Annotated in this window: 13 protein-coding genes; 3 read left to right on the top strand and 10 right to left on the bottom strand. The window is 59.8% G+C overall.

What is annotated here, in order from left to right; genetic code table 11:
• Positions 1–96: 96 nt before the first annotated feature.
• Positions 97–2,109 carry a bifunctional tRNA (5-methylaminomethyl-2-thiouridine)(34)-methyltransferase MnmC2/FAD-dependent 5-carboxymethylaminomethyl-2-thiouridine(34) oxidoreductase MnmC1 gene (gene mnmC / locus CSK29544_RS10910; RefSeq protein ID WP_007899313.1) on the top strand — a complete coding sequence of 671 codons (2,013 nt, stop codon included), beginning with the start codon at positions 97–99 and terminating at the stop codon, positions 2,107–2,109.
• Positions 2,110–2,193: 84 nt separating this feature from the next.
• Here mnmC and CSK29544_RS10905 read toward each other — a convergent pair whose 3' ends face one another.
• The 6 genes from CSK29544_RS10905 to prmB form a co-directional block, all read right to left on the bottom strand.
• Positions 2,194–2,472, bottom strand: coding sequence for a YfcL family protein (locus tag CSK29544_RS10905; RefSeq protein WP_004388549.1), 279 nt, complete (start codon positions 2,470–2,472; stop codon positions 2,194–2,196).
• Between the two features lie 28 nt (positions 2,473–2,500).
• Positions 2,501–3,046, bottom strand: coding sequence for an elongation factor P hydroxylase (locus CSK29544_RS10900; protein WP_007899328.1), 546 nt, complete (start codon positions 3,044–3,046; stop codon positions 2,501–2,503).
• Positions 3,046–3,843: a sulfite exporter TauE/SafE family protein gene (locus tag CSK29544_RS10895; RefSeq protein WP_007899329.1), complete on the bottom strand. Its 798-nt coding sequence runs from the start codon at positions 3,841–3,843 to the stop codon at positions 3,046–3,048. Before CSK29544_RS10895 ends, CSK29544_RS10900 begins: the two co-directional genes overlap by 1 nt.
• Before the next feature lie 21 nt (positions 3,844–3,864).
• Positions 3,865–4,689: a penicillin-insensitive murein endopeptidase gene (gene mepA, locus CSK29544_RS10890; protein WP_007899330.1), complete on the bottom strand. Its 825-nt coding sequence runs from the start codon at positions 4,687–4,689 to the stop codon at positions 3,865–3,867.
• 4 nt (positions 4,690–4,693) lie between these two features.
• Positions 4,694–5,779, bottom strand: a complete 1,086-nt coding sequence (gene aroC / locus CSK29544_RS10885; RefSeq protein WP_007899331.1) for a chorismate synthase — start codon at positions 5,777–5,779, stop codon at positions 4,694–4,696.
• Positions 5,780–5,843: 64 nt separating this feature from the next.
• The gene (prmB, locus tag CSK29544_RS10880; RefSeq protein ID WP_004387044.1) at positions 5,844–6,776 is read right to left on the bottom strand and encodes a 50S ribosomal protein L3 N(5)-glutamine methyltransferase; all 933 of its coding nucleotides are present in this window, start codon (positions 6,774–6,776) and stop codon (positions 5,844–5,846) included.
• A gap of 161 nt (positions 6,777–6,937) precedes the next feature.
• On the opposite strand from prmB, the gene smrB reads away from it, so the two are divergent.
• A complete protein-coding gene (smrB, locus tag CSK29544_RS10875) occupies positions 6,938–7,489 on the top strand; it encodes an endonuclease SmrB (RefSeq protein ID WP_007899352.1) in 552 nt (183 codons plus the stop codon).
• Positions 7,490–7,559: 70 nt separating this feature from the next.
• Here the strand turns inward: smrB and sixA are convergent, their stop codons facing one another.
• The 4 genes from sixA to CSK29544_RS10855 form a co-directional block, all read right to left on the bottom strand.
• A complete protein-coding gene (gene sixA, locus CSK29544_RS10870) occupies positions 7,560–8,048 on the bottom strand; it encodes a phosphohistidine phosphatase SixA (protein WP_029039251.1) in 489 nt (162 codons plus the stop codon).
• A 204-nt stretch (positions 8,049–8,252) separates the two neighbouring features.
• Positions 8,253–10,406 (bottom strand): fatty acid oxidation complex subunit alpha FadJ, encoded by a 2,154-nt coding sequence (fadJ, locus tag CSK29544_RS10865; RefSeq protein ID WP_007899356.1) that lies wholly within the window; start codon positions 10,404–10,406, stop codon positions 8,253–8,255.
• Positions 10,406–11,716, bottom strand: coding sequence for an acetyl-CoA C-acyltransferase FadI (gene fadI / locus CSK29544_RS10860; RefSeq protein WP_007899358.1), 1,311 nt, complete (start codon positions 11,714–11,716; stop codon positions 10,406–10,408). Before fadI ends, fadJ begins: the two co-directional genes overlap by 1 nt.
• Before the next feature lie 167 nt (positions 11,717–11,883).
• The gene (locus CSK29544_RS10855) at positions 11,884–12,168 is read right to left on the bottom strand and encodes a YfcZ/YiiS family protein (protein ID WP_004387038.1); all 285 of its coding nucleotides are present in this window, start codon (positions 12,166–12,168) and stop codon (positions 11,884–11,886) included.
• 352 nt (positions 12,169–12,520) lie between these two features.
• Here CSK29544_RS10855 and fadL point away from each other — a divergent pair, with 352 nt between their 5' ends.
• Positions 12,521–13,888 carry a long-chain fatty acid transporter FadL gene (gene fadL / locus CSK29544_RS10850; protein ID WP_007869627.1) on the top strand — a complete coding sequence of 456 codons (1,368 nt, stop codon included), beginning with the start codon at positions 12,521–12,523 and terminating at the stop codon, positions 13,886–13,888.
• Positions 13,889–14,006: the final 118 nt, after the last annotated feature.

Raw genomic sequence — 14,006 nt, 5'->3', positions numbered from 1 at the left:
GCCGAACAAGTCCGATCAGCCAGATTGGCAAGAAATTTGCGATGTCTGACCGGGCTCGCTAAGATCGTGCGACTGCCTGTCATTCGAGCCATTTACGTGAAACCTATCGCCATACAGCCCGCCAGCCTGACGTTTAATAATGAGGGTACACCTGTTTCCCGAGATTTTGATGACGTTTATTTTTCCAATGATGACGGTCTGGAGGAGACCCGCTATGTCTTTCTGGACGGTAATCAGCTCCCTGAACGCTTTATGACACACCCGCGTGACAGCTTTATTGTCGCCGAAAGCGGATTTGGCACCGGGCTGAATTTCCTGACGCTCTGGCAGGCGTTCGCGGCGTTTCGCGACGCGCACCCGGACGCTACGCTGCAACGCCTGCACTTCATCAGTTTTGAAAAATTCCCGCTGACGTCTGCCGATCTTAAAAGCGCGCACGCCCACTGGCCGGAACTCGCGCCGTGGGCGCAACAGCTCCAGGCACAGTGGCCGATGGCGCTGCCGGGCTGTCAGCGGCTGGTACTGGATGGCGGACGCGTGACGCTCGATCTCTGGCTTGGCGATATCAACGAACTGGTCGATACGCTGGATGACACGCACAACCGCCAGGTGGACGCCTGGTTTCTGGATGGTTTCGCGCCGTCGAAAAACCCGGAAATGTGGACGCCAGGCCTGTTTACTGCGATGGCGCGCCTCGCCCGCCCCGGCGGTACGCTCGCGACATTCACCTCGGCAGGCTTTGTGCGCCGCGGGCTGATTGAGGCCGGGTTTGATGTGGTAAAGCGCAAAGGATTCGGGCGCAAGCGCGAAATGCTGACGGGCACGCTCAGCCATGACGCGCCGCCGCCTGCCCGCGCGCCCTGGTATGCGCGTCGTCCGGCAAGCGGTGATAAAGACGTAGCGATTATCGGTGGCGGTATCGCCAGTGCCCTGCTCGCGCTCGCCTTACAGAGGCGTGGCTGGCAGGTCACGCTCTACTGCGAAGATGACGCGCCGGCGCAGGGGGCATCGGGCAACCGCCAGGGCGCGCTCTATCCTCTGTTAAGCCATCATGACGCCGCGCTGGCCGCCTTCTTCCCGGCGGCCTTTACCTTCGCGCGCAGGCTCTATGACGCGCTGCCGGTCAGTTTCGATAAAGACTGGTGCGGCGTGACGCAGCTTGGCTGGGATGAAAAGAGCCAGACGAAAATCAACCAGATGCTGGAGCTCGCCCTGCCGGACACGCTGGCGCGCGGCGTTGACGCGCGAGAAGTGTGCGAACGCTGCGGCGTGGAGACCGGCTGTGGCGGCATTGAATATCCGCAGGGCGGCTGGCTCTGCCCGGCGCAACTGACTGCAGGCGTGCTGGAACTTGCGCAGGCGAACGGCCTGCGGGTGCATTACGGGCATAGGGTGAGCGCGCTGCATCGGGAAGACCAGGACTGGCAACTCGACTTCGCGAACGGCGCGCAGGCGCGCCACGCCGCCGTGGTACTGGCGAACGGGCACCAGCTCAGCGGCTTCCCGCAAACCGAAAAGCTGCCGGTCTACCCGGTCGGCGGCCAGGTGAGCCATATTCCCACCACGCCGGGCCTCGGCGCGCTGCGCCAGGTGCTCTGTTATGACGGCTACCTGACGCCGCAAAACCCGGCGAATGCGATGCACTGCATCGGCGCCAGCTATCACCGTGGCGTGAGCGAGATGCGCTACCAGGAGGAAGACCAGCAGCGCAACCGCCAGCGGCTTATCGACTGCCTGCCCGCGGCCAGCTGGGCGCAGGAGGTGGACGTGAGCGCGGGCGACGCGCGCTGCGGGGTACGCTGCGCCACACGCGATCATCTGCCCATGGTCGGCAACGCGCCGGATTACGCCGCGACGCTTCGCGATTACGCGACACTTTCCCAGGATGCCAGCGCGCCGGAGACGGTCATGCCCGCGCCGGTGCTCAAGAATCTCTTTGTGCTGGGCGCGCTCGGCTCGCGCGGGCTGTGCAGCGCGCCGCTGGCCGCTGAGATTTTAGCCTCGCAAATGAGCGGCGAACCGCTGCCGCTTGATGGCGCGACGCTCGCCGCGCTGAACCCCAACCGGCTGTGGGTGCGTAAGCTTCTCAAGGGGCGTGCGGCGGGTTAATGCGGTAATGTCGAACAGGTGACGTGGCTGAAAGCGTAAACGCTAAAAAAACCTGCGCGCCGGGCGGCGCGCAGGCTGTGAGGCTTAGTTGAGCTTCGCCTGCTGGAACAGGTTATCCCACATGCCCAGCACCAGCGCCTGGTCGCGCGGCGAAAGCTCGCCCGCGTGGATCGCCGTCTCAAGGCTGTTGGTCACTTTGGTGTACACCGCCTGCGGCGAGTGGTCGTCGCCCTGCTCCAGCGCCGCGACGGCAAGCGTCAGGTGTCCGCGCAGGTAGCCGCTGGCGAACAGTTCGTCGTCGCTCGCGTGCTCCACCATCTCATCAATCAGCGCCAGAATACGTGCTTCAAATTCGGCAATCATTCGTTTTCCTCGGTTAATAACATGGCGATTAGCACAAGTCTTCCGGCCATGGGAACTGTTGCGCCGCCAGCGGCGGCGTCTGGTAAAAATCCTGTAAGGCCGCGATAAAGCGCGCCGGACGTTCGGGAATGCCGTTGGTCAGATATTGCATCACCTGCGCGTGCACCCGGCGCTGAAACGCGATGCGATCCGGATCGAAATCGCCGTTAAGATTGTCGCAGCTGACGTTAAACGGAAAGCCCGCCGCCACGCAGAACAGCCACTCCAGCGCCTGCGGTTTGACTTCGACGTCTTCAAACTGGCTCTGGGTTTGCGCATCGCGCCCGTCCGGGCAGTACCAGTAGCCAAAATCCACCAGCTCGCGCCGCGCTTTCCCCGCGATGCACCAGTGCGAAATCTCATGCAGGGCGCTGGCGTAAAAGCCGTGTGCGAACACCACGCGGTGATAAGGCGCATCGGCATCTGCCGGAAGATAGATCGGTTCGTCGTCGCCTTTAATCAGACGGGTATTAAAATCACCGGCAAAACAGCCGTCGAAAATAGCAATTAAATCCTGATAGTGGTGTTCACGCATTACGCCATCCCCAGCCAGTGGAGGATCTCCTGTCCGTGGCTGTCATATAACAATTTGGCGCTCATCACCGCCGACACGATAACGATCATCGGGCGGATCAGGCGCTGTCCTTTACTTAATACCAGACGCGAGCCTAAGCGCGCGCCGAGAAACTGCCCGGCGAGCATGACAAAGCCGGTGCCCCAGATAACTTTGCCGCCAATGATAAAGAGCAGCAGACCGCCGACGTTAGAGGTGGCGTTAAGCACTTTGGCGTGGGCGGTGGATTTGGCGAGGCCAAAACCGGCGAGCGTCACAAACGCCAGCGCGTAAAACGAGCCTGTGCCGGGGCCGAAAAAGCCGTCATAAAAGCCGACGCAGCCGCCCGCCACCAGCGCGAACGGCAGGCCATACAGCCTGCGCTGGCGATCGTCTTCGCCCAGGCGCGGCATCAGCAGAAAATAAAGGCCGATGGCAATCACCAGCACCGGCAGGATCTGGCGCAGAATATCGGACTGCACATGCTGCACCAGCAGCGCGCCGCTGGTGGAGCCGATAAACGTCATCAGGATATTGAGCTTCTGGTCGCGCAGGCTGACCACGCCGCGACGGATAAAATAGAGCGAGGCCGATAGTGAGCCGCCGCAGGCCTGGAGTTTATTGGTCGCCAGCGCCTGGGCAGGCGACATGCCCGCCGCCAGCAGCGCAGGCACGGTCAGCAGCCCGCCGCCGCCCGCCAGGGCATCGATAAACCCTGCCAGCATGGCGACAAAAAAGAGCGCTGTCAGCAACAGCGGCGAAACCATAAACCAGTCCATCACGGCCATCCTTAGTCGGTGTTAAAGAACGTGTTTGTCGAGCAGCGCCTGACACGACGGCGGCAGCGGCGGCGGCGTGGTTTTCTCAGGCTTGCTGCTGCCAGGTGCGGCAGGCTTAAACCAGCTTTGCAGCTCTTCACCACAGCCATCGCCCGGCGGCGGCGGGTCTTGCTCCACGCACTCCAGGCTGTCCGGCGGGCAGCGCAGACGCACGTGCATATGGGCGCGATGCTGGAACCACGGACGCACTTTACGCAGCCAGTCGCGATCCGGCCCGGCATCCAGGCAGAGCTGCTGTTTGATGGCCGGGTTTACGAAAATACGCGTCACTTCATCATCAAGCGCCGCAAGCTTAATCAGCCCGCCGATCTCCGGCTTCCAGAGTGACTGCACCACCGATTTCCCGTCGCTTGAGACTAAATCCAGCGCCTGCGGACGACGCAGTTGCGCCGTGCTCCAGCGCGTTTTCGGCAGTTGCAGGAAAATATCGACGTCGAGCCCCGTCTGGTGGCTGGCGTGGCCGCCGTTGAAGCGCCCGCCCGCAGGCATTCCCATATCGCCCACCAGTACCGTTCCGAGCTGCAAGTCGCTCACCTGATTGCTCAGGCGCTCGATAAAGCGCACCAGCTCCGGGTGACCGAAATAGCGGCGCTGGTCGGTGCGCATGATTTGATAGTGCTCTGACTCGATCGGCAACGGCTGCGCGCCGACGATACAGCCATTGGAAAAGGTGCCGATCGACTGGGCCGCGCCCGGGATCGGCTGGGTGATTTTCTGCCACGGCGTGGCGGCGCTTGCCGCGCTGCAGGCAAGCAGCGCCAGCAAGGCTAAGCAGAGTTTTTTCATGACGTTACCAGCGAGGAAGCGTGGTGGTGACATCCGCGTTCTGGGCGCGGTGACGCAGCAGGTGATCCATCAGCACGATAGCCATCATCGCCTCGGCGATCGGCACGGCGCGAATACCCACGCACGGGTCGTGACGCCCGCGGGTGATCATCTCGACTTCCTCGCCAAAGCGGTTAACGGTACGGCCCGGCACCGTGATGCTGGAGGTCGGCTTCAGCGCGATATTCGCGATAATTTGCTGGCCGCTGCTGATGCCGCCGAGAATGCCGCCCGCGTGGTTGCTCTGAAAACCCTCTTTGGTGATTTCGTCACGGTTTTCGCTGCCTTTCAGCGCGACGACGCCAAAGCCTTCACCAATCTCAACACCCTTAACGGCGTTAATGCTCATCAGCGCGTGGGCGATATCGGCATCGAGACGGTCAAATACCGGCTCGCCGAGGCCCGGCGGCACGTTATCCGCCACCACCGTCACTTTCGCGCCAATGGAGTCGCCCTCTTTTTTCAGCGCGCGCATCAGTTCGTCCAGCGCTTCCAGCTTATCCACATCCGGGGAGAAGAACGGGTTCTGCTCCACCTGCGTCCAGTCTTTGATCTCCAGCGGAATATCGCCCATCTGGGTCAGGCAGGCGCGGATGACGATGCCGAATTTCTGCGCCAGATACTTTTTGGCGATGGCGCCTGCCGCCACGCGCATGGCGGTTTCACGCGCGGAAGAGCGCCCGCCGCCGCGATAGTCGCGCAGGCCATATTTCTGTTCGTAGGTGTAATCGGCGTGTCCTGGACGGAACACATCTTTGATCGCGCTGTAATCCTGGGAGCGCTGATCGGTATTTTCAATCAGCAGGCCGATGCTGGTGCCGGTGGTCACGCCTTCAAACACGCCGGAGAGAATTTTCACCTGATCCGGCTCGCGGCGCTGCGTGGTGTAACGGGAGGTGCCAGGGCGGCGGCGGTCGAGATCGTGTTGCAGGTCGGCTTCGCTCAGCGCAATGCCCGGCGGCACGCCGTCAATGATGCAGCCGAGCGCCAGACCATGCGACTCGCCGAAAGTGGTTACGCGAAAGAGTTGTCCAAGAGTGTTGCCTGCCATCACGGCTCCGTTGTCGTGTCGTTGTGGTGTTTTTATGATTCAGCGGGCCTGCGCCCGCCTGGTGTTAATCTTTGTAGATGCTGAAGTGTTCGCGGGCGCTGATGAGCTGCGCTTTGGTCAGCATAAAGACGCCGTCGCCGCCGTTGTCGAACTCAAGCCAGGTAAACGGCACGTCAGGGTACTGCTCCATCAGATGTACCATGCTGTTACCGACTTCACAAATCAGAATACCGTTGTCGGTCAGGTAGTCCGGCGAGCAGGCGAGAATGCGGCGCGCGAGCTTCAGCCCGTCGCTGCCCGCCGCCAGGCCGAGTTCCGGCTCGTGGCGATATTCGTTCGGCAGATCGGACATATCTTCTTCATCCACGTAAGGCGGATTGGTGACAATGATGTCGTACTGCACTTTCGGCAGATCGCGGAACAAGTCAGAGCGGATCGGCGTGACGTGATGGATAAGTCCATGCTCTTCAATATTGTGCTCGGTCACGGCCAGCGCGTCGGCAGAGATATCCACCGCGTCAACTTCCGCGTTCGGGAAGGCATACGCGCAGGCGATAGCGATGCAGCCGCTGCCGGTGCACATATCAAGAATGTGCTGCGGCTCGTGGTCGATAAGCCCGGCGAAGCGGTTATTGATTAACTCGCCAATCGGCGAACGCGGCACCAGCACGCGCTCGTCGACATAAAACTCATGGCCGCAGAACCAGGCTTTGTTGGTGAGATACGCCACGGGAATACGCTCGTTAACGCGGCGGATCACCCGCTCCACGATACGGTGGCGTTCGCTGGAGGTCAGGCGCGCGGTGCGCATATCTTCCGGAATATCAAGCGGCAGGTAGAGCGACGGCAGCACCAGCTGCACAGCCTCATCCCAGGGGTTGTCCGTGCCGTGACCATACCAGATGCCGGCCGCGCTGAAGCGGCTCACCGCCCAACGCAACATATCCTGAATGGTATGCAGTTCACTGACTGCCTCATCGACGAAAATTTTATCCACACTGCCCTCCGCATGACGCTCCGCGTTAAATTCGGCGGCTAGTTTGCCATGAAGGCGGCGATAAATCAGCAACCGGCGCGTCATACCGGAAAAATGGCTTTTGTTTGGCGGCGCGCCAAACTCGGGTACACTGCCTGCGCAAAGAGAAAGAAGAGAAGAAGATGAAAAAGAAGCCATCGCTAAGCGAAGAAGAAAAGTCGCTGTTTCGCGCGCTGATGAGCGGAACGCGCGAGCTGAAACAGGACACCATCGTGCATCCGCCCGCGCGTAAAAAGCTACGCGAGGTGCCGCCAAAACGCCTGTTGCAGGAGCAGGTGGACGCGAGCCACTATTTTTCTGATGAATTCCAGCCGCTTTTAAACAGCGACGGGCCGATGCGCTATGTGCGCCCCGGCGTGGATCATTTCGAGCTGAAAAAACTGCGCCGCGGCGACTATTCGCCCGAGCTGTTTCTCGATCTCCACGGCCTGACGCAGATGCAGGCCAAGCAGGAGCTGAGCGCGCTTATCGCCGCCTGCCGCCGCGAACATGTGTTCTGCGCCTGCGTGATGCATGGCCACGGTAAACATATTCTCAAACAGCAGACGCCGCTGTGGCTGGCCCAGCACCCGCACGTGATGGCCTTTCATCAGGCGCCGAAAGAGTATGGCGGCGACGCCGCGCTGCTGGTGTTAATCGAAGTGGAAGAGTGGCAGCCGCCACAGTTGCCTTAAGCGTCGCCTGCACTGCAGAAACAGAAAGAGCCGCATCAGCGGCTCTTTTCTTTTATGGTTCAGGCTTGAGTTAAATCGCTTTCGCCATTTTGAGATTGCAGGGGCTCATCTGCCAGTTAAAGATGCCCTTCTCGTTGTCGCCTTCAACCGTCACACAGGCGATAGCGGACGTGGAGAACATCGGCGGCGTTTCGCCAGGGCAGAGTTCCGCCACCAGATAACCGACCAGCGGCAGGTGAGAGATAACCATGACCGCGCTGACGCCATCACGGGCCAGAACGTGGAGGTAATCGCTCACCAGACCGACATCGCCGCACGGCGTGAGCTCCGGCAGAACTTCGGTTTTGACAGGCAGGCTCATGGCCTCTTTCACGACGTCCAGTGTCTGTTCGGCTCGCAGGAAAGGGCTCACCAGAACACGTTCGATATCCACCTTTTGACCTTTTAACCAGGTCGCCATTTGACGGGATTCATCACAACCGCACGCGGTCAGAGGACGAACCGAATCACTGGCGGCATCGAGTGCTGCGTCGCCGTGACGCATGATAAAAACTTGCATATTGCACCGCTTTTGTTGACCAGAAGCGCCAGCGAGAGCTTAAAAAGCAACGCGCTTTTTAAGGGTATCGTCTGGCGGTCGGGCATTGTGCCTGATCCGTACTTCGAATGAAACGCTGTTTTTTACCTTATTGACGTAAGTATAGTCAATCACTGTTTACAAATTAGCCAGCGCTGCGTTTTCGATATCAGGAACGTTCTTATATCAGACCGTCATTTCAGCTTGCGGGTTCCCCGCGTGCCAAAATGTTTGTCCGGTCTGCGCCATGCGCAACAGCCTGTCGCACGGGGTAAAACGGTCTCCATAACGGGTGGCAAGACGTGTGAGCGTCGCCACCACGGCCGCCGCGCCGAGCGTGTCCATATAGCGGAACGGGCCGCCAAGAAACGGCGGAAAACCGATACCAAACACCGCGCCGATATCGCCGTCTCGCGCGGAACGCACCACGCCTTCATCCAGACATCGCGCCGCCTCGTTAAGCATCATCATGACGCAGCGCTCGGCAATCTCCTCGCTGCTCAGTTTCCCGCCGGGTTTAACGCCAATAAGCCCGTAAACCGCAGGGTCAACCTGTTTTTTGCTTTTACGCCCTTTCGCCGGATAAAGATAGAAACCGCGGCCATTTTTTCTGCCTTTGCGATCGTCATTCAAAATTGCTGCAACGGCGTCTCCCGGCGCGCTGAATCGCGGCCCGTAAGCGCGCTCCAGCACCGGCATAATTTTGGTGCCGACATCAATGCCCACTTCATCAAGCAACTGAATTGGCCCCACCGGAAAGCCTCTTTTGACCAGCGCCTCGTCGATTTTCTCAATGCTCTCCCCTTCCATCAGGCAACGCATCGCCTCATTGATGTAGGGTGCCAGGATACGGTTAACGTAGAATCCGGCGCAGTCGGCCACCACGATCGGCGTTTTGCCCTGTTTTTTGGCAAGCTGAACGGTGGTGGCAATGGTTTCCGCGCTGGTGCCCGCGTGCGGGATAACTTCCACCAGCGGCATTTTATCCACCGGGCTGAAGTAGTGCAGGCCAATGACCTGCTCCGGGCGCGCGGCACCTGCGGCGATATCGCCGATAGGCAGCGACGAGGTGTTAGAGGCGAAAATCGTATGCGGCGCGGTATGCGCTTCGATTTCTGCCACCATGTTTTGCTTAAGCGTTAAATCTTCGAAAACCGCTTCCACGACGATATCGCGCTGGTGAAACCCACGGTAATCGGTGCTGGCGGAGATGAGCGCCATTTGAGCGTCGCGCTCGCTGGCGCGCAGATGACGGCGGCGCACTTTTTTCTCAAGCAGATCCCAGCTGTATTTCAGGGCATGGTTAATGCCCTTTTCGCTGATGTCTTTGATACGCACCGGCAACCGGGCTTTGATGGCGGTGACATAGGCGATCCCGCCGCCCATCAGCCCGCCGCCCAGTACACCGACCGAGTGCAGCGCGCGCGGGGCGGCCTCGCTGCCGGTCTCTTTTTTAAGCTCGGTGGTGGCGAAGAACAGCCCTCGCAGCGCGGCAGATTCCGGCGTCATCGCCAGTTCGCCAAAGGCGCGCGCCTCGGCCTGATAACCGCTGGCGCTGCCCTGCTCAAGGCCGGTGCGCACCACGTCAATAATGCGCTGCGCCGCCGGATAGTTACCGTGGGTTTTCTGATGCGTTTTCTGCGTCACCATGCGAAACAGCAGCGCGCGGCCAATCGGGCCTGCAAGCAAACGCTCGCGAACCGGCAGACGGCGCGGCGCGGGACGGCGCTTTTTCGCCAGTTCGGCAGCGGCTTCCAGCAGAATAGACTGCGGCACCACATCATCCACCAGTCCGGCTTTCAGCGCCTGACGCGGCCTCAGCTGTTTGCCCGCAAGGATCATCTCAAGCGCGGTGCTGACGCCAACGAGGCGCGGCAGCCGCTGTGTGCCGCCGGAGCCAGGCAGTAGCCCAAGCTGCACTTCCGGCAGCCCGAGCTGCGTTTTCGCATCATCGGTGCAGATGCGGCTGTGGCAGGCGAGCGCCAGTTCCAGCCCGCCGCCCAGGCACGCGCCATGAATGGCCGCGACCACATGCACCGGCAGCGCGCGGATCTCCGCCATGATCTGCTGGCCCTGGCTTGCCAGCGCTTCGGCCTCCTGCGCGCTCTGGCAGTGCGCGATCATGTTGATATCCGCACCGGCGATAAAGTTATCCGGCTTGGCGGAGATAAACACAACGCCCGCGAGATCGCGGTTTTCCCGCAGCATTTTAACAATCGCGCGAACATCGCGGGCGAACTCCGCCTTCAGCGTATTCATTTTCTCGCCCGGCACGTCGATGGTGACCACCGCAACATTGTCCGGGCGCATCTGTAAATTAAATGCGGATGTCGATTCCATTATTCGGCCTCCAGTATCATTGCCGCGCCGAGCCCGCCCGCCGCGCAGGCGGTGACCAGCCCGAAACCGCCGCCGCGGCGGCGCAGTTCATTAAGCGTCTGGGTGATCATTCGCGCGCCGGTGGCCGCGAACGGGTGCCCGTAGGCGATTGAGCCGCCGAGCACGTTAAATTTGCTTTCATCCACCTCACCGGTGGCCTGGCTGCGTCCCAGCACCTCGCGGGCGAAGCGGTCGCTCGCCATCAGTTTCAGGTTAGTGAGCGTTTGCGAGGCGAACGCCTCATGCATATCAATAAGCGTGAGATCGGCCATCGTCAGTCCGGCGCGCTCCAGCGCCAGCGGCGTCGACCAGGCCGGGCCCAGCAGCATGTCCTGCCAGACATCGACCGCGGTAAAAGCGTAGCTACGCAGATAGCCGAGCGGCGTCAGGCCAAGCTCGCGGGCGCGGGATTCCGTCATCAGAATGACAGCCGCCGCGCCGTCGGTGAGCGGCGTGCTGTTCGCGGCGGTCACGGTGCCGTGTTTACGGTCAAATGCCGGGCGCAGTTTCGCGTAATCGGCCAGCGACGAAGTTTTGCGGATGTTGTTGTCTTCGCTGAGCGGCTCGCGGTATGGCGGCGTGTAAGCGGTCATCACTTCTTCGCGCAATTTGCCCTCCGCCCACGCCTGCGCCGCCAGCTGGTGAGAGCGATGCGCCAGCGCGTCCTGCTGTTCGCGGGTGATGCCGTGCGTTTTCGCCATCTGCTCGGCGGTGTCGCCCATGCGAAGTCCGGTGGAATATTCCGCCACGGCGGGCGGCACCGGCAGCAGGTCACGCAGACGCAGGCGCGAGAAGAGTTTCAGTCGCTGTCCGGCGGTGCGGGCTTTATTCGCGTCCACCAGCGTGCGCGCCAGTTTTTTACTGACGCCAATCGGCAGCACGGAGGAGGAATCGGCCCCGCCAGCGATCCCGGCGCGGATAGTGCCCGCCATCAGGCTTTCGGCGACGTTCGCCACCGCCTGAAAACTGGTGGCGCAGGCGCGGCTGACGCTGTAGGCGTCGGTATGGACGCTCATGCCGGTGCCGAGCACGATTTCGCGCGCGATGTTGGGCGCTTCCGGCATCTGCACCACCTGGCCGAAAACAAGCTGTTCAATGACTTCAGGCGGGATTTCGCTGCGGGCCAGCAGTTCGCCGACCACCATTTTACCGAGATCGACCGCCGGAACGCCGTGGTACGCCGTTGCCTGACGGGCGAAAGGCGTGCGCAATCCACTGACAATGGCAATGCGATCCCCCTGCCGGGTGACCAGCGGTAGTGCCTGACTCATAACGTTCCCCTGTGAAAAGGCTAAAGATGAATTAAGTGGTCTGACCTGATAACAGTTTTAACCAGAATTTTACATTCAGCCAATCACATAAAGGAAAAATTGCGAGGCAAAACACGAATTACGTAACAAGAAATGCGCCCCGGAGTGCCGGGGCGTAAGCGGAGGGATTAACGCAGACCTAACTGGAAAATAACGGTTTCCGCCTGGCAGGCGAAAACAAAATCGATATCAAGACGCACGCCGTCGGCTTCTTCAGTAAAGCGCGGGGTGATTTGGCACGGCTCAGATTCGACTTCACGCGCTTTGGCGGTGAGAGCCGCGAGCGTGGCTTCAGCGTCGGCGCGGTTTTCAAACACGCGGCTGTAAGAGGCGACGCAGTCGGTATTATCAATAATGGTGCCTACATCAATACAGCAGCAAACCGGGGTTTCATCAGCACTGCATTTGGTCATGGTGATTTCCTCTGTATTTCCTGAAAAGAGATAAGGCTATTTTACGCCCCGCGCCGCCACCGCTCTACCTGTTCTTCCCGTTTACGCTTATAAGTGACCGAAATCACACTTAAAAATGATCTAAAACAATAATCACCAGATTGATGAATTTCTGAACCCCAAAATTTTGCTAAACGGATCGCGTTTCTTAGATCACAATTGAAAAAACTTATAAACATACTTGCAACATCTCTGCTGGTCGGACCTATACTCTCGCCACTGGTCTGATTTCCATGCCGTACCTCAGACCCTACACTCCGCGCTCCTGTTACGTCACGTAACATTATTTGAATAAAAATAAATGGATGAGGTTATGGTCATGCGCCAGAAAACCCTGTTTACCAAATCTGCTTTAGCAGTCGCAGTGGCAATCGTGTCTTCTCAGGCCTGGTCCGCAGGTTTCCAGTTAAACGAATTCTCTGCCTCCGGTCTGGGCCGCGCCTATTCCGGGGAAGGCGCTATTGCGGATGACGCGGGCAACGTCAGCCGTAACCCGGCGCTGATTACCATGTTCGATCGCCCGACATTCTCCGGCGGCGCGATTTTCGTTGACCCGGATGTGAATGTGTCTGGCCGTTCCCCGACGGGACGTAGCCTTAACGCCGATAACATCGCGCCGACCGCCTGGGTGCCGAACCTGCACTTTGTCGCGCCGATCAACGAGCAGTTTGGCTGGGGGGCGTCCGTCACCTCCAACTACGGCCTCGCCACCGAATATAGCAACAGCTATGCCGCAGGTTCTGTCGGCGGTAAAACCGATCTCGAAACGCTGAACCTGAACCTCAGCGGCGCGTATCGTCTCGATAACCACTGGAGCTTCGGCCTGGGCTTCGACGCCGTGTATGCGCGCGCCAAGATCGAGCGTTACGCGGGCGATCTGCCGCAAATCATCGCAGGCGGCTTACCGGGACTCGTGCAGTCCGGCAAGATCGATCCGCAGACAGCGGCACAGCTTGGCGCGGCTGCAGGCGGTATTAACAGCGACACCCAGATTGCGCACCTGAAGGGCGACGAGTGGGGCTTTGGCTGGAATGCCGGTATCCTGTATGAACTGGATAAGAACAACCGCTACTCCCTGACCTACCGCTCTGAAGTGAAAATCGACTTCGACGGCGACTATAAGAGCAGCCTGCCGGCAGCCCTTAACCCTGTTAACGCCGCGCTGGGCCTCGGCCTGCCTTACGGAACGGGTGGCAGAACCACCGGCGGCTCGCTGACCCTGAACCTGCCTGAAATGTGGGAAGTGTCTGGTTATAACCGTATCGCGCCGCAGTGGGCGATTCACTACAGCCTGACCTACACCAGCTGGAGCCAGTTCCAGGAGCTGAAAGCGACCAACAGCAACGGCGACACCCTGTTTAAGAAAGAAGAGAAATATAAAGACGCGTACCGCATCGCCCTCGGCACCACCTATTATATGGACGACAACTGGACCTTCCGTACCGGTATCGCCTTTGATGACAGCCCGGTGCCAGAACAACAGCGCTCTATATCCATTCCTGACCAGGACCGTCTCTGGCTGAGCGCCGGTACCACTTACGCCTTCAATGAAGACGCCTCTGTCGATGCCGGTGTTTCTTACATGCACGGCCAGCACGTGGAATTCACCGAAGGCCCGTACACCTTCAAATCTGAAGGTAAAGCGTGGCTGTATGGCGTGAACTTTAACTACCGTTTCTGATTGCTCTGTCACGACAAAGGCGAGCTGCGGCTCGCCTTTTTTATTGCGCTTTATCGTTCGGAAATAAAAAAGCGAGCCCCGGCCCGCTTTTTTTATTTACCTTAAGAATGATCGCATC

It is taken from the genome of Cronobacter sakazakii (assembly GCF_000982825.1).
GTDB classification, from domain to species: Bacteria; Pseudomonadota; Gammaproteobacteria; order Enterobacterales; family Enterobacteriaceae; genus Cronobacter; species Cronobacter sakazakii.
The sequence above is the reverse complement of the archived record's forward strand: the minus strand, read 5'-3'. Positions and strand labels throughout refer to the sequence as shown.

Coding starts and splice junctions, on each gene's coding strand:
- CSK29544_RS10905 (WP_004388549.1), bottom strand. CDS start 2,472: ATGATTGCCGAATTTGAAGCACGTATTCTGGCGCTGATTGATGAGATG.
- CSK29544_RS10900 (WP_007899328.1), bottom strand. CDS start 3,046: ATGCGTGAACACCACTATCAGGATTTAATTGCTATTTTCGACGGCTGT.
- CSK29544_RS10895 (WP_007899329.1), bottom strand. CDS start 3,843: ATGGACTGGTTTATGGTTTCGCCGCTGTTGCTGACAGCGCTCTTTTTT.
- mepA (WP_007899330.1), bottom strand. CDS start 4,689: ATGAAAAAACTCTGCTTAGCCTTGCTGGCGCTGCTTGCCTGCAGCGCG.
- aroC (WP_007899331.1), bottom strand. CDS start 5,779: ATGGCAGGCAACACTCTTGGACAACTCTTTCGCGTAACCACTTTCGGC.
- smrB (WP_007899352.1), top strand. CDS start 6,938: ATGAAAAAGAAGCCATCGCTAAGCGAAGAAGAAAAGTCGCTGTTTCGC.
- sixA (WP_029039251.1), bottom strand. CDS start 8,048: ATGCAAGTTTTTATCATGCGTCACGGCGACGCAGCACTCGATGCCGCC.
- fadJ (WP_007899356.1), bottom strand. CDS start 10,406: ATGGAATCGACATCCGCATTTAATTTACAGATGCGCCCGGACAATGTT.
- fadI (WP_007899358.1), bottom strand. CDS start 11,716: ATGAGTCAGGCACTACCGCTGGTCACCCGGCAGGGGGATCGCATTGCC.
- CSK29544_RS10855 (WP_004387038.1), bottom strand. CDS start 12,168: ATGACCAAATGCAGTGCTGATGAAACCCCGGTTTGCTGCTGTATTGAT.
- fadL (WP_007869627.1), top strand. CDS start 12,521: ATGGTCATGCGCCAGAAAACCCTGTTTACCAAATCTGCTTTAGCAGTC.